Below are 18,600 nucleotides of genomic sequence, written 5' to 3'. Positions count from 1 at the left end.
CGATCCATCGGTTCCCTTGCGAAACGGCCGCATGTCGGGACAAGACAGGCTGCTGCGCCAACGCTAAGGCCAATGCATGTTAAAGGAGACAGCAGGACGTGACAGACGCACCGGTCAGCATCGCTTCGGACCAGTTGAGCGCCACGATAAATCCCCACGGCGCGGAACTGTGGGCGCTGCGTGATGCACAGGGCCGCGACCTGATGACCGACGCCGATCCGCGCTGGTGGACCGGTCATGCGCCCTTGCTCTTCCCCTTTGTCGGGCGATCGCGCGGCGACGTCTATCGGCTCGACGGGCGCGACTATCCGATGCCCCAGCACGGCTTTGCCAGGCATAGCGCGTTTGCTGCGGTCGAACGCAGCGGGAGCGCCGCAACCTTCCGGCTGGAGGCGGATGCGGCGAGCCTGGCCGTCTATCCTTTCGCCTTCCGGCTCGACATGGGCTTTGCGATCGAAGGGGCGAGCCTGCGCATGACCGCGACGGTGAGCAACCGGGGGGACGCGGTCATGCCCTTTTCCTTCGGCTATCACCCCGCCTTCGCCTGGCCGCTGCCCTATGGCGGCGGACATGAGGATCACCGCATCATCTTTGAAAAAGCCGAACCCGCACCGATCCGCAGGGCGGGCGAGGAACCGGGCCTGATCGCGCGCGAAACGGCGGCCTCACCGGTTGATGGCGACACGATCGTCCCCCGCCACGCCATGTTCGCGGGCGACGCGCTGATCTGGGACGATCTGAACAGCCGGTCACTCCTCTGGGGCGTGCCGGGCCAGCCGCGCCTGGAAATCGACTTTCCCGACACGCCATGGCTCGGCCTCTGGCAAAAGCCGGGCGCCCATTATCTGTGCGTCGAACCCTGGGCGGGGATGGCCGATCTGGTCGGCTTTGACGGCGACGTGTGGGAGAAACAGGGCATCATCGCCCTGCCACCGGGCGAGAGCCGCGCCTTCCGCATGGACGTCAGCCTTGTGGACGTGTAACGGGCGGCCTTCAAAGAATTCCGTTCGGGCTGAGCCTGTCGAAGCCCTGTCCTTTCTTCGCGAAGAAAAGTGCGGCCCTTCGACAAGCTCAGGGCGAACGGTTGTTTTCAAGAGCCGCAAGACATGACCATCCCATCCCGCCGCACCTTCGCGATCATTTCCCACCCTGACGCGGGCAAGACCACGCTCACCGAAAAGCTGCTGCTCGAAGGCGGCGCGATCCATCTCGCCGGTGAGGTCAAGGCGCGCGGGGCGAACCGGCGCGCGCGGTCGGATTGGATGAAGATCGAGCAGCAGCGCGGCATTTCCGTCACCTCGTCGGTCATGACGTTCGAGCGGACGCGCGATGGCGAAACGATCACCTTCAACCTGCTCGACACGCCGGGGCATGAGGATTTTTCCGAGGATACCTATCGCACCCTGACCGCCGTCGACTCCGCCGTGATGGTGATCGACGCGGCCAAGGGCATCGAGCCGCAGACCCGCAAATTGTTCGAGGTGTGCCGCCTGCGCAACCTGCCCATTATCACCTTCGTCAACAAGGTCGATCGCGAAGGCCGGGAAACGTTCGGGCTGCTCGACGAGGTGGCGGACCAGCTCCAGCTCGACGTCTGCCCGATGAGCTGGCCGGTGGGCATGGGCGGCGAGTTTGAGGGCATATATGACTTCGCCACCAACCGCCTGATGCAGCCGACAGGGCCGAGCAAGGAATTTGACGGCACAAGGCACCAGTTTACCGGGCTGGATGACCCGAAACTGGCCGATTTCCTGTCGCCCGATGGCCTGACCAAGCTGCGAGAAGAAGCCGAGCTGTCGCAGGGCGGCTATGCCGAATTCGATCTTGAACGTTATCGCCATGGCGACCTGACGCCTGTTTATTTCGGCTCCGCGCTCAAATTATTTGGCGTCACCGAGCTGATCGACGCGCTTGGCCAGCACGCCCCGCCGCCCCGCGCGCAACCGGCCGAACCCGCCGCCGTCGAGCCGGACGGCAGCGAAGTCACAGGCTTCATCTTCAAGGTGCAGGCCAATATGGACCCGATGCACCGCGACCGCATCGCCTTCATGCGGCTGGTGTCGGGCAAGTTCAAACGCGGCATGAAACTGACGCCGTCAGGCTCCGGCAAGCCGCTCGCGGTCCATTCGCCCATCCTGTTCTTCGCGCAGGACCGCGAACTGGCGGACGAGGCCTATCCCGGCGACATTATCGGCATCCCCAACCATGGCGCGCTGCGCGTGGGCGACACGCTCAGTGAAAAGCCCGGCCTGCGCTTCACCGGCCTGCCCAATTTCGCGCCGGAAATCTTGCGCCGGGTGCAATTGAAAGACCCGACCAAGACCAAGCAGTTGCGCAAGGCGCTGGACGACCTGTCCGAAGAGGGCGTGATCCAGGTGTTCTACCCGGAAATCGGCAGCAACTGGATCGTCGGCGTCGTGGGCCAGCTCCAGCTCGAAGTGCTGATTTCCCGGCTGGACGCGGAATATAAGGTCGCGGCCGGGCTGGAGCCTTCGCCCTTCGACACCGCCCGCTGGATCAGCGGCGACGAGGCAGCGCTCAAGGATTTCATCGGCTTCAACGCCGCCAACATGGCCCGTGACCGCGACGGCGCGCTGGTATTCATGGCCCGCAGCGCGTGGGACATCGGCTATCAGCAGGAACGCCACCCCAAGGTCAAATTCAGCGCGACCAAGGAACGGTAATCCCCGTTGTTCCCGCGCAGGCGGGAATGCGGGGTGGCTATGCGCTGACCCAATCCTGCCTCAGTGCCCTACCCGCCAGCGCCATGAACAACCCCGCCAACAAGTAAAAGCCGAGCGCCGCGACGATCGCGTAACGCAACGCCTCCACTCCATAAGTCGGTGTCAAAGCGTCGGACAAAGCCCCCACGCTCCATGATCCGAGGCCCAGCCCGACCAGATTGTTGATCAGCAGGAAGCTTGCCGCCGCGCTGGCGCGCATATGGGCGGGGACGAGATGCTGCACGGCGGTCAGCACCGGGCCGAGCCAGACATAGACCAAGGCCTGCGGAATCAGGAATAAGGCGAAGGCAAAATTCACGCTGTCCGACAGCACGCCGACCACGAACAACGGCATCCCCACCACATAGCTGATCGCAGGCACCCAGGCATAATAGGCCTTGTCCCGGCCACCCATCGCGTCGCCCAGCCAGCCACCCAGCAGCACGCCCGCCACCCCGCCGATCAGCAGCAGCGCGCCCAGAAACTGCCCCGCGCCCATCAGGTCCAGCCCGAAGCTGCGCATCAGCAGGCTGGGCAGCCAGAAGGCGACGCCATAGCCGCACATCGAACTGCACGCCGCGCCCAGCGCCAGGAACCAGAAGCCGCGCTTGGCCGCCAATATGCCGAACACCGCGCTGACCGGCACGGCGTCACTCGCCAGCAGCGGACGCGCAGGTTCGCGCACCACCAGCCGGAACAGCGGTGCGATCAGCAACCCGGCCAGTCCCACCGCGATGAAGGCGGTGCGCCATTCGACCGCCTGCGCAATATAGCCGCCCAGCAGCACGCCACCCGCCGACCCCAGCGGGATGCCGAGCGAATAGATGGACAGCGCTCGCGCCCGCTGGTTCGCGGGGAAATAATCGGAAATCACGGCATAGGATGGCGCGACGCCCCCCGCCTCCCCCACGCCCACGCCCACGCGAAAGGCGAACATCTGCCAGAAACTGCCCGCCATCCCGCACAGGGCGGTAAAGCCGCTCCAGACAGCGAGACTGACGGTGATCACCCATGTCCGGCTGGTCCGGTCGGCCAGCAGCGCCAGCGGAATCGCGAGCGTGGAATAGAGCAGCGCAAAGGCAATCCCGCCCAGCGCCCCCAACTGCCCGTCGCTCAACCCCAGCTCCGCCTTGATCGGGCCAGCGAGGATGCCCAATATCTGCCGGTCGAGGAAGTTGAACGTATAGACCAGCAGCAGCATCGCCAGCACGACGCCACGATAGGCGGGGGAAACGGGGGATGGGGTTCGGTCAGTCATGGTCTGTTCCTAATGGCCAAGCCCGTCAAACTCATCCGTTCGTCCTGAGTAGCCATTGAGCTTGTCGAAATGGCGTATCGAAGGACCGCGTTTGGACGCAACCCTTCGATACGGGACTTCGACTTCGCTCAGCCCCTACTCAGGGCGAACGGCTCTTTTAAACTGCGAATGTGCGCCTCAGAACTTCACCGTCCCCGTCACAAACACCTGCCGCGGATTGCCGTAGAATGCCGTCAGCGTACCTTCGCGCCCCAGCGATGGCGTGGGGAAACCCGCCGCATTATTGATGATCGCGCCGGTCGTCGCATTGGCCGCGACGAACGTATAGCCCGACGTCTTATATTCCTTGTCGAGCAAATTCTTGCCATGCAGGCCAAGCGTCCAGCGATCATCGGGCGCAGTATAGACGATGCTGGCGTCCCACAGGGCAAAGCCCTTCTGGTCGATATAGGGGTTGGGGACTTCAAACTGGTAGGTCTTGCTGCGCCACGACAGGGTGCTGCCAGCGTAAAGGCTGCCCGCGCCCATCGGCGTGGTATAGCCCAGCGTGCCGCTGGCGGTCCATTTGGGGGTATTCTGCACTTCGCGGAAGGCGGCCACATCGGTGGGAACCCCGCCGATATTGGTGATATATTCGCGATATTCCGCGTCGATATAGCCCACCGCCGTGGCCAGGCTCAACCGGTCGCCACCGGTCAGGAAATCCTGCGCCAGCCGGGCGTTGCTCTCAAATTCCAGCCCTTTGAACCGCGCCTTGCCCGCATTGGACACGACGCCGCAGAAGGAGGGGATGCCGCCGACCGAACAGGCGACCGAACCCGGAATCTGCACATCGGTATAATCGGCATAGAAGCCCGCAACCGCGACATAGAGAGCGCCGTTCATGAAGTTGCCCTTATAACCCACTTCATAGCTTTCGACGCTTTCGGGCCGGAAGCTCAGGAAGGACGCGATCTCGCTATCCTGCCGGATGCCGTCACTGTTCAGGTCCGGCGCATTGACGCCCACGCCGCGCGGGTCGAAACCGCCGCCCTTGAAGCCCTGCGCATAGCTGGCGTAGATATTATGATCGGGCGTCGGTTTGTAGCTGACGGATACGCGCGGGGTGAATTTCTTATATTCGCGCTGCCCGTTGAAATTGGTGCTGGGCGCGCCGAACGCCACGCCCGCGCCGCCGAACACAGGCGATCCGCCACCCAGATAATTTTGCCGCAATATGTCGGCCCGGCGCTTGTCCCACGTATAGCGACCGCCCGCTGAAATGCTCAGCTGATCCGAAATGTCGAAGGTGAAGTCGCCAAACACCGCATAGGTTTCAGTATCGACATCCGCCTGGGTAAAGGCGGTCAGGCCCGCCAGCGTCGTGAACAACCGCACGTCGAACGCGGTGTCGGCCTTGGCATCCAGATAGTAGAAGCCAAGCAACCCATGCAGCGGGCCGCTGTCATAGAGAAGCTGGAATTCCTGGCTCAACTGCTCGTTAAAGTAGAAGGCGGGAACATCGACATCGACCGCAGGCAGCGCGTCGAAATCGATCGGCGATGCGCTGTCATCCTTGCGCCATGCGCTGATCGACCGCAGCGTCACCGCGTCGGACAGTTCCGCCGTGATGTTCATCGAAAGCCCGTAGGACTTCACATATTGTTTGGGGTCGACAAGGCCGCCGCGCGTGTCGAACACGTCACCCAGCACCGGCGCGCCTGACAATTGGCCGGGCATCAGGCGATGACCGCCGCGCGCGCTGCTATTATCCTTGGTATAGTCGCCAGTGATCCGCATCAGTACCGGCTGGCCATAACCGCCCATCTCGAACGTGCCACGCGCGGCCCAGACATCCTTGTTATAATTTTCCTGCCCGGTGGTCAGATTGTCGCCAAAACCGCCGCGCGACAGGCGCGCGAGCGCACCACCGACCCGGATCATGTCGCCGATGGGGGCCGAGACGCTGATGATGCCATCGGCCTGGTCATAGGTGCCATAGCTGCCCTTGATCTTGAGCGCGAAATCCTGCGGCAGCATCTTGGTCACATATTTGACCGCGCCGCCGATCGTGTTGCGGCCATAGAGCGTCCCCTGTGGTCCGCGCAGCACCTCGATCCGCTCGACATCGTAAATGTCCAGAATCGCGCCCTGCGGCCGGTTGAGATAGACATCGTCCAGATAGATGCCCACGCCCTGTTCAAAGCCGGACACCGGGTCCTGCTGGCCCACGCCCCGGATGAAGGCGGTGAGCGTCGAATTGGTGCCGCGCGATGCTTCCAGCGTGGTGTTGGGGGTGAGGTTAGCGAGATCGGTAATGTCGATCGCACCCTGCGATTCCAGCCTGTCGCCCGAAAAGGCGCTGACCGCGATCGGCACGCTCACCAATGTTTCCTCGCGGCGGCGGGCGGTGACGATGATCGCGCCCTCGCTATCGTCGGCGGCCCCCTGCGGCGCGTCCTGAGGCGCGTTCTGGGCGATGGCGGGCAGGGCCAGCGCGCCGGTCCAGGCGGCGGAGGCAAGGGCTAGAGCGCGGATGCTGTGATAGGCCTTCATGAGCGGTTCCTCTCCTGAATGATGCGCCCGGTTGGCGGGTCGCCATGTGTCTTGCCCGATTCGATAATGAAAGTTGAACCAGCTTTCAACTTGAAATATGGAGCGGGCTATCGACGCGGCCAGATTGCGCTAAAAAGAACACAGCGACGGGGGGAGAGACTATGACCGATCAGGGGCTTGGCAAGGACGACAAGACACCCCGCACGGCGCGCGGCGAACGCACCCGCCGCGCCTTGCTGGCGGCGGCGGCGCAGGAATTTGGCGAAAAGGGATTTCACGAAGGGTCGATCAGCGGCATCACCCGCCGCGCGGGCTGTGCGCTGGGCAGTTTCTACACCTATTTCGATACCAAGGACGATATTTTCCGCGCGCTGGTGGCCGACATGTCGGGCCAGGTGCGCGACTATGTGTCACCACGGATCGCAGAGGCACGCGACGGCATCGACGCCGAACGCATTGGCCTATTGAGCTTTCTGGAGTTCGCCCGGTCGCACAAGGAATTGTACCGCATCATCGACGAATCGGAATTTGTCGATGCCGCCGCCTATCGCGCCCATTATGAAAATACCGCCGCGCGCGTTGCCACGCGCCTTGCCAAGGCCGCCGAGCGCGGTGAGGTACGCCCCGATGTGGAGGAGGTCCATGCCTGGGCGATCATGGGCATGAACGTGTTTCTGGGGCTGCGCTACGGCATCTGGGACGACAGCCGCCCGGCGGACGAGATTGCCGCGATCGCCAATGCGCTGATCGAAAAGGGAATAGGGACGCGCCCGGACTAACGGACGTTCAGCCCCAGCTCGCCCAGCAACTGCCCGGCCTGGCTGCGCGAAATGGTCGCGCCGCGGAACAGCCCGGCATCGACCAGCCGCAGCCCGCCCAGATCAGCGGATCGCAAATCCGCGCCGTCAAAGCGCGATCCGGCCATATTGGCGTCGCGCAGACTGCAATCCTCGAAAACCGTGTGGCGAAAATCGCATTTGCGCAAATCGGCCTGCGAAAAATCAACCTTCGTCATCACCTGCTTGCGAAACGAGAAACCCGGCAGTTTCGCGTTGATCAGCAGCGTTTCGACAAAGGACAGGTCCATGCCCCTGGCATCGGTGAAATCCGCCCCCGTCAACTTGGTGTTGCTGAACGTCGCCGACGTCAGCACCGCCCGCCGGAAGCTGCTATTGTTGAAATCGCTGGCGGTGACCTGCGCCTCGCTCAGGTCCGCGCCGGTAAAATTGGCGAAGGGCGCGCGGCATGATGTCCAGACAGTCCGGTCCAGCTTTGCGCCCGTCAAGTCCGCCTTGCGCAGCGTGCATCGCTCAAACGTCCATCCCGACAGGGTCAGGCCGGACAGGTCCGCTTCCTCCAACTGACAGTCGACCAGTTGGTGCGGCCCGCCCTGCAATGCTTCGACATCGTCCCGTGACAGCGCCCGCCCTGTAATCGCCGCTTCGGAAAACAGATCATCCATCACCCGGCCGCCCATCTATTTCCGCAGCAAGAACACGGCATGTTCGGCAAACAGATTGGCGTTGGCGTGGGTGGTTTCCTTGTCGCCCTTCAGGAACCATTGGCCGTCGATCGTCCAGCCCCGTTCCTTCACCAGCGCGCGGAAATCGTCCACCGTCACATGATGGATGTTGAGCGTGTCATACCATGTGTCGGGCAGCAGCCGCGTCACCGGCATCCGCCCGCCCCACAACAGCGAAATCCGCCCGCGCCAATGGGCGAAATTGGGGAAGGACACGAACGCCTGTCGCCCGATCCGCAGCAATTCCTCCACCACCAGATCGGGCCGCCGCGTCGTCTGGAGCGTCTGGCTGAGGATAGCATAATCGAAACTGGCATCGGGATAATAGCGCAGGTCCGTGTCCGCATCGCCCTGCACCACCGACAGACCGCGCCCGACAGCGTCCGCGACGTTCGACCCGTCAATCTCCAGCCCGCGCGCATCGACCCCGGCATTGTCGCGCAGCGCCGCCATCAGCGCGCCGTCGCCACAGCCCACATCCAGCACCCGCGCGCCCTGCCGCACGGTGCGCGCGATCAGCGCCAGATCGGGCCGCAGCAACTCGCTCACGCCCGGCCGCCTTTCAGGAAGCCATCAACCACCCGGTTGAGTTCGGGACATTCCAGCAGGAAGGCGTCATGGCCGAACGGGCTGGACAGTTCGACGAAACTCGCCTGCGCGCCCCCGGCGTTCAATGCATGGACGATGATCCGCGATTCCGCCGTCGGATAGAGCCAGTCGGTATCGAAACTGACGAGGCAGAAGCGCGCCTTGCTGGCCGTAAAGGCCTTCGCCAGCGATCCGCCATGATCCTCGGCAATGTCATAATAGTCCATGGCACGGGTGATGTAGAGATAGGAGTTGGCGTCGAACCGCTCGACAAAGCTCAACCCCTGATGGCGCAAATAGCTTTCCACCTGAAAATCGGCGTCGAACCCGAATGTCTTGGCGTCGCGCCCCTGAAGGCGGCGCCCGAATTTCTCGGTCAGCCCCGCTTCGGACAGGTAAGTGATATGCGCCGCCATCCGCGCCACAGCCAAGCCCGCGCTCGGCACCTGCCCGTCGGCATAATAATCCCCCCCGCGCCAGTGCGGATCGGCCATGATCGCCTGCCGACCGACCTCATGAAAGGCGATATTCTGCGCACTGTGCCGCGCGGTGGACGCGATGACGATGCAGCTTTCCACCCGCTGCGGAAACAGCGTCGGCCAGGTCAGCGCCTGCATGCCCCCCATCGACCCGCCGATCACCGCCGCCAGCCGGGCCACCCCCAGATGGTCGAGCAGCATCGCCTGCGCCCGCACCATGTCGGCGATGGTCAGCACCGGAAAGCGCATCGCAAAGGGCGCGCCGGTGGTCGCGTCCAGACTGGCGGGACCGCTCGATCCCATGCAGCTGCCGATGACATTGGCGCACACAATGAAATGGCGCGCCGGATCGACCGGCTTGCCTTCACCCACCAGCCGCCACCACCAGCCGGGCTTCCCCGTCACCGGATGGTCCGACGCGACATATTGGTCGCCGGTCAGCGCATGGCAGATCAGGATCGCGTTGGACCGGTCCGCGTTCAGCGTCCCATAGGTTTCATAGGCGATATCGACCGGCCCCAGCGCCGCGCCGCTGTCCAGCGGCAATGGCCCGGCAAGCCGAACCTGTCGGCGCAGGCCGAAACGGCTGTCATCTGTCATAGAGAGGCTGGCCATGGTCGCGCCGGGCTAGGACCACGGTGGAGCGCTGTCAATCTGGACGGGCGCTTTGCCTTTGGCGCGGAAGCCGCTAAAGCGCGTCGCCATGACAGAGACACTTGCAAAACCCGCTCCCAAGGACTGGATTTTCGGCATTTCGCCCTATGTGCCGGGCAAGTCCGCAACCGATGATGGCCGTCCGCTGATCAAGCTGTCGGCCAATGAAAACCCGCTCGGTACAGGCGCGGCCGCCCGCGCCGCGCTGGTCGCGGCCACCGCCGACCTTGCCACCTATCCCGATCCGGGCGCGACCAAGCTGCGTGAGGCGATCGGCGCGGTGCATGGGCTGGACCCGGCGCGGATCATCTATGGCACCGGTTCGGACGAACTGCTGCACATCGCCGCCAGCGCCTATGCCGGGCCGGGCGATGAAGTCCTCTATGTCCGCTATGGCTTTGCGGTTTACGACATCGCCGCCCGCCGCGTCGGCGCGACCCCGGTGATCGCGCCGGACAAGGATTATGCGACCGACGTGGACGCGCTGCTGGCGGCGGTGACCGAGAAAACGAAGGTCGTGTTCCTCGCCAACCCCAACAATCCGACCGGCACGATGACCAGTCGGGAAGAGATTGCCCGTTTGCACGCGGGCCTGCGTCCCGACATATTGTTCGTGCTGGACCAGGCCTATGCCGAATATCTGGACGCAGACGAGGATGATGGCGGCCTGGAACTGGCGCGGACCGCTTCCAATGTGTTCGTGACCCGGACATTCTCCAAAATCTACGGGCTGGCCGCCGAGCGGATCGGCTGGGGCTATGCCAGCGCGGAGGTGATCGACATCCTCCACCGCATCCGCGCGCCGTTCAACGTGACGACCGCCGGGCAGGCCGCCGCCATCGCCGCGATCAACGACAGCGCATGGGTCGAATCGAGCCGCACCCATAATGCGCGCTGGCGCGAATGGCTGGCGGGCGAAATCGCCGCCCTGTCCAACCACGGTCTGCGCGTGGTGCCCAGCAAGACCAATTTCCTGCTGATCCTGTTCGACGGCAAGCTGACCGCCGAAGCCGCGATGAAGGGATTGTGGGAAGAAGGCTATGCCACCCGCTGGCTGCCCGGACAGGGTCTGCCCAACGGCCTGCGCATCACCATCGGCACCAAGGCGCAGACCCGCGCGGTGGCGAACAAGCTGCGCGCCATGGCCGAAGCGGCCTGACGCGATGCTGCCCTTCGCCCGCGTCACCATCATCGGCCTTGGCCTGATCGGCTCCTCGCTCGCCCGCGCCATTCGGGCGGAGATGCCCACGGTGCGGGTCACCGGCCATGATGCCGATCCGGCAGTGCGGGAAACCGCGCGGCGGATCGACCTGTGCGACGACATCACCGACACGGCGGGGGCTTCGGTCACCGACGCCGATCTGGTGGTGCTGTGCGTGCCGGTGCGGGCGATGGGCGCGGCGGCGGCGGAACTGGCCGATGATCTGCCCGCCGACGCGATCGTCAGTGACGTGGGTTCGTGCAAGGCGGACGTGCTGGCGCAACTGGTCGCCGCCTTGCCGGGACGGACGATCATCCCCGCGCATCCGGTGGCAGGCACCGAAAATAGCGGGCCGGAAGCGGGCTTTGCCACCCTGTTCAAGGGCCGCTGGTGCATCGTGACCCCCCCCGCCGATGCCGATCCCACAGCGGTCGAGCGCGTGGCGGAGCTATGGCGACGGGTCGGCGCGGATGTGGAGACGATGGACCCGGCGCATCACGATCTGGTGCTGGCAGTGACCAGCCATCTGCCGCATCTGATCGCCTACACCATCGTCGGCACCGCCAGCGACCTGGAAAATGTCACCCAGTCCGAAGTCATCAAATATTCGGCCGGTGGCTTTCGCGATTTCACCCGCATCGCCGCGTCCGACCCGACCATGTGGCGCGACGTGTTCCTGGCCAACAAGGACGCGGTGCTGGAAATGCTCCAGCGCTTTTCGGAGGATCTGTCAGCGCTTCAGCGGGCGATCCGCTGGAATGACGGCGACGCGCTGTTCAACCTGTTCACCCACACCCGCGCCATCCGCCGCTCGATCATCGAACAGGGTCAGGACGACGCCAAGCCCGACTTTGGCCGGGCGCATTAAGCTTTTGGGTTCAGCGCGTTGATCGCGGCATGGACCCGCACTTCGGCCTCTCGCCGGTCCAGCCCGGCAGGCACGATCTCGCCCACCTTATAGGTGATGACGCCCGCTTTTTTAAGGAAACTGCCTTTGGGTGAAACCAGCCCGCTGTTGAGCGCAATCGGTACCACCGGCAGCCCCAGCAGCGCATAGAGGCCGGCAAAACCAGACCGCAACGGGGGCGCTTCGCCATGCGGAACACGGGTGCCTTCGGGGAATATACACACCGCCCGCCCCGCCTCATTGGCTTCCCTGGCACGGGTCCGCAACGTCCGCATCGCGCTCGCCCCGGCACTGCGCTCGATCGGGATCAGGCCATAGCGTTCGGCAATGGTCCCCCACAGCGGAATATCGAACAGCTCCCGCTTGGCGGCGATGACCGGACGGTCGAACACGCACAGCATGTCGATCGTCTCGAACATCGATTCATGCTTGACGATATAGAGATAGGGACCAAGCGGCAGGTCGCCTTCTATCACCACCTTCTGCCCCAGCAGCCAGCGGGCGCAATAATGGTGGAACCAGCCCCACACCGTCGCCACCCGTTGCACCGTGGGCGGCGAAAAGCTGCTGGATATCAAAGCGGCCAGTACCAGCAGCAGGCTGCCGGGATAAAAGACAAGCGAAAAGACGATGGAACGCAGCAAGGTGATCATGGGAGCGCTATGCCATCAAATGCCAAGAAGTGCAGCGGCCCGGCGCAGCAGATATTTATTATATTCCCGCGCCAGCATCGTCAGGCTGGGGCGACTGGGCACGGCGTCATAGACGATCGCGACCCGGCCGGGCAGCGCCTGCCGCAATTCCAGCGCGGCGCGGCGCATATGCCAGTCGGTGGTGATCAACCGCACCGTCTTGTAATCGCGCCGTTCCAGCCAGCGCGCAGTTTCGATGGCGTTGGACCGTGTGTCGATCGCTTCGCGGCCCAATGTAATGCAGCAGGCGAACAAGGCTTCGGGCGTCTGATATTGCGCCGCCAGTTCGACCGGACGGACCGACCGGTCGACGCCGGAAATCAGCATTCGCTTGGCCGCGCCGCCCTGCAACAGGGCGATGCCCCGGTCGATCCGCCCCGCACCGCCGGTCAGCACGACGATCGCATCGGTCTGGCGTCCGTCAAGCGGCTGGGGCAGGAAAATCGCGAACCACACAAAGCCCAGCATCCAGCCGAGCAGCGCGACGGCCAGCAGTCGGACGATCACAACGCCCGCCCCAGCGCCCGCAACACCGACCAGCGTGCCGCCAGCGTCGCCAGCATAACCCCCGCTACCGGCAGCAGTGCCAGCACCGCCCAACCGATCGGGGGTAGCCTCACAGCGCCGAGCAGTTCGGATCCGGTCGCCGACAGGCGCAGGCCGATCAGCAGGATCACGAAAGCGGCGAAGGCGAAACCGAGCGCACTGCCGAGCATGGCGTCGAGGCCAATACGACGCTGAAACAGGCGGGCGATCTGGACATCGGTGGAACCCATCAGGTGCAGCACCTCTATCGTGCCGCGATGGCTGTCATGCGCGCCGCGCGCCGCCAGCACCACGACCGCCCCGGTCGCCAGCGTCATCAGCAGCACGACCCCGGCGGCCAGCCAGCCCAGCGCGGACAGCAATCCGGCAAGGGGCAGCAGAAAGGCAGCATGGGGCTCGATCCGCAAGGCAGGGGACAGTCCGCCCAGCAGGCGGCGCAACTGCGCGACCTTTGCGTCGGCATCGCCCGGCGTCAGCGTAACGTCGATCAGCGCGGGCAGTGGCAGGTCGCCGCTTGTCGCTTCCTCCCCCAGCCAAGGGCGAATCTGGTCGGCGAGCAGCGCGGGATCGACCGCAGCGGCGGCGCGCACCCCGTCTGCGCCGCGCAACGCCGTCAGCGCCCGCGCGGCCAGCTGGTCGCGCTGTTTCGGGTTGGCCTCCACCACCTGTACGCTCGCCCGTCCGGCGAGATCCGCGCTCATCGACCGGACAGCCGCGCCAAGGCCTAGCCCGGCGGCGGCGGCCAGCACGGTCAGGAACATCATGATCGCAATGATCCACAGCATCGGCCCCGCCACCCGCCCGCCGGGCAACAGGCGATGGCGCGCGGCGGCGGCGGCGCGGCGATCGGTGCGCGACACCATCACTCCGTGCCCTGCTGGCGCGGCGGATAGCGCAGCGATCCGGTCGGGTCGGCCAGCCGCCCCTTGTCCAGCCGCATCATCTGCGCGCCCGATACCTGGGCTATCAGCGGCAAATCATGAGTGGCGACGACGATGGTGGTGCCGAGGCGATTGAGCGCCTCGAACAGGGTCATCAGGCGGCGGGCCATGTCCGCATCGACGTTGCCGGTCGGTTCGTCCGCCACCAATATTTCGGGCCGCCCGATCACCGCGCGGGCAATGGCGACGCGCTGCTGCTCCCCGCCCGACAGGGTGGCGGGTCGCGCCTGCCCCCGATCGCCCAGCCCGACCCAGCCCAGCATTTCGGTGACAGGCGCGTCGATCTCGCCCTCTTCCATGCCCGCCACCCGCAGCGGCAGGGCGATATTGTCATAGGCGGACAAATGCGGGACCAGGCGAAAATCCTGAAACACCACGCCAATGCGGCGGCGAAAGCCGGGCAGGCGTTTGCGCGGCAGGGTCACGACATCTTCGCCAAACAGGCGGATGACACCGCGGCTGGGGCGCTGGGCCAGATACAGCAATTTAAGCAGCGACGTCTTGCCCGCGCCCGACGCGCCGGTCAGAAAATAAAAGCCGCCGCCCGCCAGCGTAAAACTGACGTCGGACAGCGTTTCGCTATCCAGACCATAGCGCAGGCCGACATTCTCGAACTGGACGATGGCCGACATGTCTTGAAATATGGCGCTCGCGCGCTCCCTGTTCCCCGGAACGACAGCCATGGCACAGCGGACAGGCAGCCGTAAAGCCTGCCCGCATCTTACCGCGAGTCGCGACGGAATGACGTCAGCGCAAGTTGACCGCTTGCGCGCGAGTCCCTGCCATGCCTATGAAGCAACATGATCCTGGTGTGCCCCAATTGCGCGACGCGCTATGTCGTACCGGACAGCGCCGTCGGTCCAGCCGGCCGCCAGGTCCGCTGTGCAGCCTGCAAGCATAGCTGGTTCCAGCAACCAGCCGCCCTGCCGCTGCGCGAGAGTGCGCCGGTCGAGGCTCCAGTTGTTGCGCCACCAGTCGAACCGGTTGCCGCGCCAGTGACCGTGCCGGAAATGTCGGCGCCCGAAACTGCGCCTGTCGTGGTTGAAGCGCCTGCCCCGGTTGCGCCGCCGATCGCCGCCCCTGCGGACAATCGGATCGACGACATTTACGCCGGTGCCCCGGTCGAGCCGGTGCAGGACAGCCAGTTCGCGCCCGCCCCGCCGTTCAAGCCGCGCCGCAATCCGGTCAAGCTATGGACCTATGCCGCCATCGCCTTTGCCGCGCTGGTCGCGGCGGCTGGCGGAGCATTCTACTATTTCGGACCACCCGGATGGGCGGTCAGCCTGGGGCTGGTCGCCGAAGAGGGCGATCCTGACCTGCTCTTCTATTTGTCCAAGCCTGCCGAGCGGCGCAAGCTGCCGACGGGCGAGGAATATTTCGCCTTTGGCGCGCGGATCGTCAACAGCGGAACTCAGGCGCTGCCGGTGCCGCCGGTGCTGGTGCAGTTGCGCGACCGGCAGAACCGGCTGGTGTTCAGCTGGACGACCAAGGCGGACAAGAACCGCCTGAAACCGGGCGAGGAAGCCTCGATCAACGAGAGCCGGATCGACATTCCCAAAAATGCCGAAAATCTGTCACTGACCTTCGTTCAGTAGGGCGAGGGCGCGTCCAGCCGCCCGCCCCCTCCACTATCGGCTGCGCCGGCGGTCCCCCTCCCCGGAACGGGGAGGTTAAGGGTAGCTGACCGTCTTGGGCCGTCCTTGCGGGATCGGGATATACTCCTGATCGTCGCCGGGGATCAGCGGGAAACGGAGCGCCTCCCAATCCTCGCGCGCCTGCATCAGGCGGTCCTGCCGGGACGAGACGAAGTTCCACCAGACATGGCGCGGCGTCCTGAACGCTTCGCCGCCGCACAGCACGACGCGGCCACCATCCACGCTCATCAGCGTCGCGCTGATGCCGGGGCGCAGGACGTAGAGCGTCTGGGGGGCCAGCATCATGCCGTCGAGCGCCGCATCGCCGCCCGATACGTAAATCGCGCGTTCGTCCGCCGACGGGTCGATCGGCACACGGCCGCCGGGCGACAGCTGGATATCGGCATAGATGGTGTCGGCATAGGTGGTGACGGGCGAGGCTGCGCCCCAGAGCGACCCCATGATCACGCGGGCGCGGACGCCATGCGCCTCGATCACCGGCAGGCCGCCTTCACCGACATGCTCGAACGCCGGGTCCATTTCCTCCAGTGCGTCGGGCAACGCCAGCCAGGTCTGGATGGCCGAGAGTTTGGACAGCTTGGCCCGCTCCTCATCGGGGGAGCGTTCGCTATGAACGATGCCCTTGCCCGCCGTCATCAGATTGACCGCGCCCGCCTCGACAATCTGCTCCGTCCCCAGCGAATCGCGGTGGAAGAAGGCACCTTCATACATATAGGTGACGGTGGCGAGGTTGATGTGCGGGTGGGGGCGGACGTCAATGCCCTGCCCCGCACCGATCTTTGCCGGGCCAGCCTGATCGAAGAAGATGAACGGGCCGACCATCGTGCGCCCTTTGGCGGGCAGCGACCGGTGGACCTTGAAATCGCCCAGATCATGGGTGGTGGGCGTGATCGTCTGGATGATGAGGTCGTCCATGGTCATCAGGCTTCTCCGGGCGCGCGCGCCTTGATGGCCAGCGCATGGACCTTGTCGCGCAGCAGGTCCGCAAGGGCGGCGTTGACCATGCGCTGGCGGGCTACGCGGCTCTGGCCGGTGAAGTGATCCGACACGATGTCCACGGTGAAATGGCTTTCGCCAGAGCCGTCATGCCCGGCATGGCCGCGATGCTTTTCGCTGTCGTCGGTCACGGCCAGCTGCTGGGGGGTGAGGGCATTTTGCAGCCGCGTTTCGATTTCGGTGGCCACTGGGCCTTTCAGAATCTGGGTCATGCCGCCTATATAGACGCTTTGCCGCGACTTGCATCAGGACAGTTTTGTCGACCGACCCTTTCTCGACCCGTCGTTTCAACCGCTTCCATGGCCGGGTGGAAGGCGACCGCCCCTGCTGGGTCAGCGGCTGCCCCGAAGCGGGCGAGTTCCGCGCGCCGCCGCTGGAGGGCAGCGCCCGCCCCGGTGATGAGGGGCCGCGCTGGCGCTGGCTGTGCCTGGACCATGTGCGCGAATTCAACCAGGGCTATAATTTCTTCACCGGCATGTCGCCGGAGGAAATCGCCGCCGCCCAGCGCCCCTTTGCCGGGTGGGAGCGGGAGACGCGCGCTTTCTCCTCCAACGCGCACAGCCCGCCGCCCAAATGGTCGGACTTTTCCGATCCGCTCGACGCCATTGGCGCGAAGTTCAAGGAACGTGTCGCCAAGGCGCGCGCCGATGCGCAGATGCGGCAGGATGGGAAATTTCTGTCAGCCGACGATCGCAAGGCGATGCGCGTCATGGAGCTGGAGATCGACGCCGACCGCAAGGCGTTGCGCACCCGCTACACCCAGTTGCTGCGTCGCTATCACCCCGACCATAACGGCGGCGACCGCAGCCATGAAAGCGCGTTGCAGGCGGTGATCGAGGCCTATGGACATTTGAAGAAGGCAGCGATTTTCGCCTGACTATAGCAGGAACCAGCCGATCAGTGCGCCGATCTGGACGACCGCGATGACCATGAGATGGGTCGAGAACGGTTCCTTCCGGGTTTTGTGGCGGAACAGATGGCGGGCCAGAAACGCGCCCGGCGTGCCGCCAATGAAGGCCAGCGTGAGCAAATCCGATTCCCGCACCCGTCGTTCGCCGGCAATGGCGCTGGCCTTATCCTGATAAAATACCAGCATGGTCAAAGCGTTGATCGCCATCAGGAACAACGCGACAGTCGTGGTCATGATCATCGGTACGACTTATCCCGGAATTTCTAAAAAAGCCTTTCCTCAATATCCATCACCGCCATTGCCGACGGCGGAAGTTCGCAAACTTCGCCCATGTTGCGCATGGCAAGTTTTTCGCAATGTCTACGATATGAAAGAGCCGGGGCGGAGCATGGCAGCGAAGGGGTGTGTAGGACAGGCTTGTCCTGACGCGACACGACTGTCATAGGGCGCGGCCCCCTTCCCCGGAGATAAAAACATGCAGGACGTGCCGCGCGCGCTGGGCCTAGATTTCGGCACGACCAACAGCGTCGTCGCCATCGCTTGCCGTGAGCAGTCCGATCTGGTCGAATTTGCGGGCAAGGAGGCGACCGGCGCGGTGTTCCGATCAGCGCTCTGTTTCTGGCATGAGGAAGGCGCAAAGGGCGGACTGGCGCATGAGGCGGGGCCGTGGGCGATCGCGGAATATATGGAATATCCGGAGGATAGCCGCTTCCTCCAGTCGTTCAAATCGGTCGCGGCCAGCCCGATCTTCGAGAGCGCGAATATATTCGAGAAACGCTATCGCTTCGAGGAACTGGGGGCGATGTTCCTCAATCGCATGGTCGGCCATGCAGGCGGCGCATTGGACCAAAGGCCGGAACGGATCATCGTCGGGCGGCCAGTGACCTATGCCGGGTCGCGCCCCGACGAGGCGCTGGCGCGCAAACGCTATGACGCGATGTTCGCCGGGTTCGGCGCCGACATTCATTATGTCTATGAGCCGCTTATATGAGG

The 18,600-nt window shown here is 64.5% G+C and carries 19 protein-coding genes and 1 pseudogene; 8 read left to right on the top strand and 12 right to left on the bottom strand.

Translation table 11 applies throughout. From position 1 onward, the window contains the following. Nucleotides 1–98 precede the first annotated feature (98 nt). Complete coding sequence (locus EBBID32_RS04220; protein ID WP_006951230.1) at nt 99–983, top strand: aldose 1-epimerase family protein; 885 nt, start codon at nt 99–101, stop codon at nt 981–983. 123 nt (nt 984–1,106) lie between these two features. After that, the gene (locus EBBID32_RS04215) at nt 1,107–2,684 is read left to right on the top strand and encodes a peptide chain release factor 3 (protein ID WP_006951229.1); all 1,578 of its coding nucleotides are present in this window, start codon (nt 1,107–1,109) and stop codon (nt 2,682–2,684) included. 37 nt (nt 2,685–2,721) lie between these two features. Here the strand turns inward: EBBID32_RS04215 and EBBID32_RS04210 are convergent, their stop codons facing one another. Further along, nucleotides 2,722–3,981 carry a spinster family MFS transporter gene (locus EBBID32_RS04210; RefSeq protein WP_006951228.1) on the bottom strand — a complete coding sequence of 420 codons (1,260 nt, stop codon included), beginning with the start codon at nt 3,979–3,981 and terminating at the stop codon, nt 2,722–2,724. Nucleotides 3,982–4,158: 177 nt separating this feature from the next. Continuing rightward, nucleotides 4,159–6,516 (bottom strand): TonB-dependent receptor, encoded by a 2,358-nt coding sequence (locus EBBID32_RS04205; protein WP_006951227.1) that lies wholly within the window; start codon nt 6,514–6,516, stop codon nt 4,159–4,161. Nucleotides 6,517–6,677: 161 nt separating this feature from the next. On the opposite strand from EBBID32_RS04205, the gene EBBID32_RS04200 reads away from it, so the two are divergent. Further along, complete coding sequence (locus EBBID32_RS04200; protein ID WP_006951218.1) at nt 6,678–7,295, top strand: TetR/AcrR family transcriptional regulator; 618 nt, start codon at nt 6,678–6,680, stop codon at nt 7,293–7,295. On the opposite strand, the gene EBBID32_RS04195 is transcribed toward EBBID32_RS04200, so the two are convergent. From EBBID32_RS04195 to metX, 3 genes are read right to left on the bottom strand one after another with little or no spacing between them, the layout of a single operon-like run. Continuing rightward, complete coding sequence (locus EBBID32_RS04195) at nt 7,292–7,978, bottom strand: pentapeptide repeat-containing protein (RefSeq protein ID WP_037488682.1); 687 nt, start codon at nt 7,976–7,978, stop codon at nt 7,292–7,294. The two genes, EBBID32_RS04200 and EBBID32_RS04195, sit on opposite strands and share 4 nt — an antisense overlap. Before the next feature lie 15 nt (nt 7,979–7,993). Then, nucleotides 7,994–8,587 (bottom strand): methionine biosynthesis protein MetW, encoded by a 594-nt coding sequence (gene metW, locus EBBID32_RS04190; protein ID WP_006951214.1) that lies wholly within the window; start codon nt 8,585–8,587, stop codon nt 7,994–7,996. Continuing rightward, nucleotides 8,584–9,720, bottom strand: a complete 1,137-nt coding sequence (gene metX / locus EBBID32_RS04185; protein ID WP_006951213.1) for a homoserine O-acetyltransferase MetX — start codon at nt 9,718–9,720, stop codon at nt 8,584–8,586. The genes metW and metX overlap by 4 nt, the downstream gene beginning before the upstream one ends. A gap of 88 nt (nt 9,721–9,808) precedes the next feature. On the opposite strand from metX, the gene hisC reads away from it, so the two are divergent. After that, complete coding sequence (hisC, locus tag EBBID32_RS04180) at nt 9,809–10,918, top strand: histidinol-phosphate transaminase (protein ID WP_037488672.1); 1,110 nt, start codon at nt 9,809–9,811, stop codon at nt 10,916–10,918. Nucleotides 10,919–10,922: 4 nt separating this feature from the next. Beyond that, a complete protein-coding gene (locus EBBID32_RS04175; protein ID WP_006951211.1) occupies nt 10,923–11,828 on the top strand; it encodes a prephenate/arogenate dehydrogenase family protein in 906 nt (301 codons plus the stop codon). On the opposite strand, the gene EBBID32_RS04170 is transcribed toward EBBID32_RS04175, so the two are convergent. Genes EBBID32_RS04170 through ftsE form a run of 4 tightly spaced genes read right to left on the bottom strand, consistent with a single transcriptional unit; the run spans nt 11,825 to nt 14,678 of the window. Beyond that, nucleotides 11,825–12,520: a lysophospholipid acyltransferase family protein gene (locus tag EBBID32_RS04170; protein WP_006951209.1), complete on the bottom strand. Its 696-nt coding sequence runs from the start codon at nt 12,518–12,520 to the stop codon at nt 11,825–11,827. The genes EBBID32_RS04175 and EBBID32_RS04170 overlap by 4 nt on opposite strands. 15 nt (nt 12,521–12,535) lie before the next feature. Next, nucleotides 12,536–13,066: a YdcF family protein gene (locus EBBID32_RS04165; RefSeq protein WP_006951208.1), complete on the bottom strand. Its 531-nt coding sequence runs from the start codon at nt 13,064–13,066 to the stop codon at nt 12,536–12,538. Further along, nucleotides 13,063–13,968, bottom strand: a complete 906-nt coding sequence (locus EBBID32_RS04160) for a cell division protein FtsX (RefSeq protein ID WP_006951207.1) — start codon at nt 13,966–13,968, stop codon at nt 13,063–13,065. The genes EBBID32_RS04165 and EBBID32_RS04160 overlap by 4 nt, the downstream gene beginning before the upstream one ends. Continuing rightward, the gene (gene ftsE, locus EBBID32_RS04155) at nt 13,968–14,678 is read right to left on the bottom strand and encodes a cell division ATP-binding protein FtsE (protein ID WP_006951206.1); all 711 of its coding nucleotides are present in this window, start codon (nt 14,676–14,678) and stop codon (nt 13,968–13,970) included. The genes EBBID32_RS04160 and ftsE overlap by 1 nt, the downstream gene beginning before the upstream one ends. A gap of 168 nt (nt 14,679–14,846) precedes the next feature. Between ftsE and EBBID32_RS04150 the strand changes: the two genes are divergently transcribed. Beyond that, nucleotides 14,847–15,641 (top strand): zinc-ribbon domain-containing protein, encoded by a 795-nt coding sequence (locus EBBID32_RS04150; RefSeq protein ID WP_006951205.1) that lies wholly within the window; start codon nt 14,847–14,849, stop codon nt 15,639–15,641. A gap of 75 nt (nt 15,642–15,716) precedes the next feature. Here the strand turns inward: EBBID32_RS04150 and EBBID32_RS04145 are convergent, their stop codons facing one another. Together EBBID32_RS04145 and EBBID32_RS04140 are read right to left on the bottom strand one after the other, a co-directional pair. Then, nucleotides 15,717–16,622, bottom strand: coding sequence for a pirin family protein (locus tag EBBID32_RS04145; RefSeq protein WP_006951204.1), 906 nt, complete (start codon nt 16,620–16,622; stop codon nt 15,717–15,719). Continuing rightward, nucleotides 16,622–16,909 carry a BolA family protein gene (locus tag EBBID32_RS04140; protein ID WP_006951202.1) on the bottom strand — a complete coding sequence of 96 codons (288 nt, stop codon included), beginning with the start codon at nt 16,907–16,909 and terminating at the stop codon, nt 16,622–16,624. Before EBBID32_RS04140 ends, EBBID32_RS04145 begins: the two co-directional genes overlap by 1 nt. Nucleotides 16,910–16,953: 44 nt before the next feature. Here EBBID32_RS04140 and EBBID32_RS04135 point away from each other — a divergent pair, with 44 nt between their 5' ends. Continuing rightward, complete coding sequence (locus EBBID32_RS04135) at nt 16,954–17,574, top strand: J domain-containing protein (RefSeq protein WP_006951198.1); 621 nt, start codon at nt 16,954–16,956, stop codon at nt 17,572–17,574. Here EBBID32_RS04135 and EBBID32_RS04130 read toward each other — a convergent pair whose 3' ends face one another. Continuing rightward, entirely contained in the window at nt 17,575–17,847 is a 273-nt protein-coding gene (locus EBBID32_RS04130; protein WP_006951197.1) for a DUF1294 domain-containing protein, read from the bottom strand. A 235-nt stretch (nt 17,848–18,082) separates the two neighbouring features. Here EBBID32_RS04130 and EBBID32_RS04125 point away from each other — a divergent pair. Further along, a pseudogene (locus EBBID32_RS04125) lies at nt 18,083–18,592 on the top strand (Hsp70 family protein); the annotation flags it as partial. Nucleotides 18,593–18,600: the final 8 nt, after the last annotated feature.

It is taken from the genome of Sphingobium indicum BiD32 (assembly GCF_000382885.1).
GTDB classification, from domain to species: Bacteria; Pseudomonadota; Alphaproteobacteria; order Sphingomonadales; family Sphingomonadaceae; genus Sphingobium; species Sphingobium japonicum_C.
Note: the sequence above shows the minus strand (reverse complement) of the source record. Positions and strands in the feature narration are given on the sequence as shown.

Coding starts and splice junctions, on each gene's coding strand:
- metX (WP_006951213.1), bottom strand. CDS start 9,720: ATGGCCAGCCTCTCTATGACAGATGACAGCCGTTTCGGCCTGCGCCGA.
- hisC (WP_037488672.1), top strand. CDS start 9,809: ATGACAGAGACACTTGCAAAACCCGCTCCCAAGGACTGGATTTTCGGC.
- EBBID32_RS04215 (WP_006951229.1), top strand. CDS start 1,107: ATGACCATCCCATCCCGCCGCACCTTCGCGATCATTTCCCACCCTGAC.
- EBBID32_RS04200 (WP_006951218.1), top strand. CDS start 6,678: ATGACCGATCAGGGGCTTGGCAAGGACGACAAGACACCCCGCACGGCG.
- EBBID32_RS04145 (WP_006951204.1), bottom strand. CDS start 16,622: ATGACCATGGACGACCTCATCATCCAGACGATCACGCCCACCACCCAT.
- EBBID32_RS04170 (WP_006951209.1), bottom strand. CDS start 12,520: ATGATCACCTTGCTGCGTTCCATCGTCTTTTCGCTTGTCTTTTATCCC.
- EBBID32_RS04150 (WP_006951205.1), top strand. CDS start 14,847: ATGATCCTGGTGTGCCCCAATTGCGCGACGCGCTATGTCGTACCGGAC.
- ftsE (WP_006951206.1), bottom strand. CDS start 14,678: ATGTCGGCCATCGTCCAGTTCGAGAATGTCGGCCTGCGCTATGGTCTG.
- EBBID32_RS04140 (WP_006951202.1), bottom strand. CDS start 16,909: ATGACCCAGATTCTGAAAGGCCCAGTGGCCACCGAAATCGAAACGCGG.
- EBBID32_RS04205 (WP_006951227.1), bottom strand. CDS start 6,516: ATGAAGGCCTATCACAGCATCCGCGCTCTAGCCCTTGCCTCCGCCGCC.
- EBBID32_RS04210 (WP_006951228.1), bottom strand. CDS start 3,981: ATGACTGACCGAACCCCATCCCCCGTTTCCCCCGCCTATCGTGGCGTC.
- EBBID32_RS04195 (WP_037488682.1), bottom strand. CDS start 7,978: ATGGATGATCTGTTTTCCGAAGCGGCGATTACAGGGCGGGCGCTGTCA.
- EBBID32_RS04130 (WP_006951197.1), bottom strand. CDS start 17,847: ATGATCATGACCACGACTGTCGCGTTGTTCCTGATGGCGATCAACGCT.
- EBBID32_RS04160 (WP_006951207.1), bottom strand. CDS start 13,968: ATGGTGTCGCGCACCGATCGCCGCGCCGCCGCCGCCGCGCGCCATCGC.
- EBBID32_RS04175 (WP_006951211.1), top strand. CDS start 10,923: ATGCTGCCCTTCGCCCGCGTCACCATCATCGGCCTTGGCCTGATCGGC.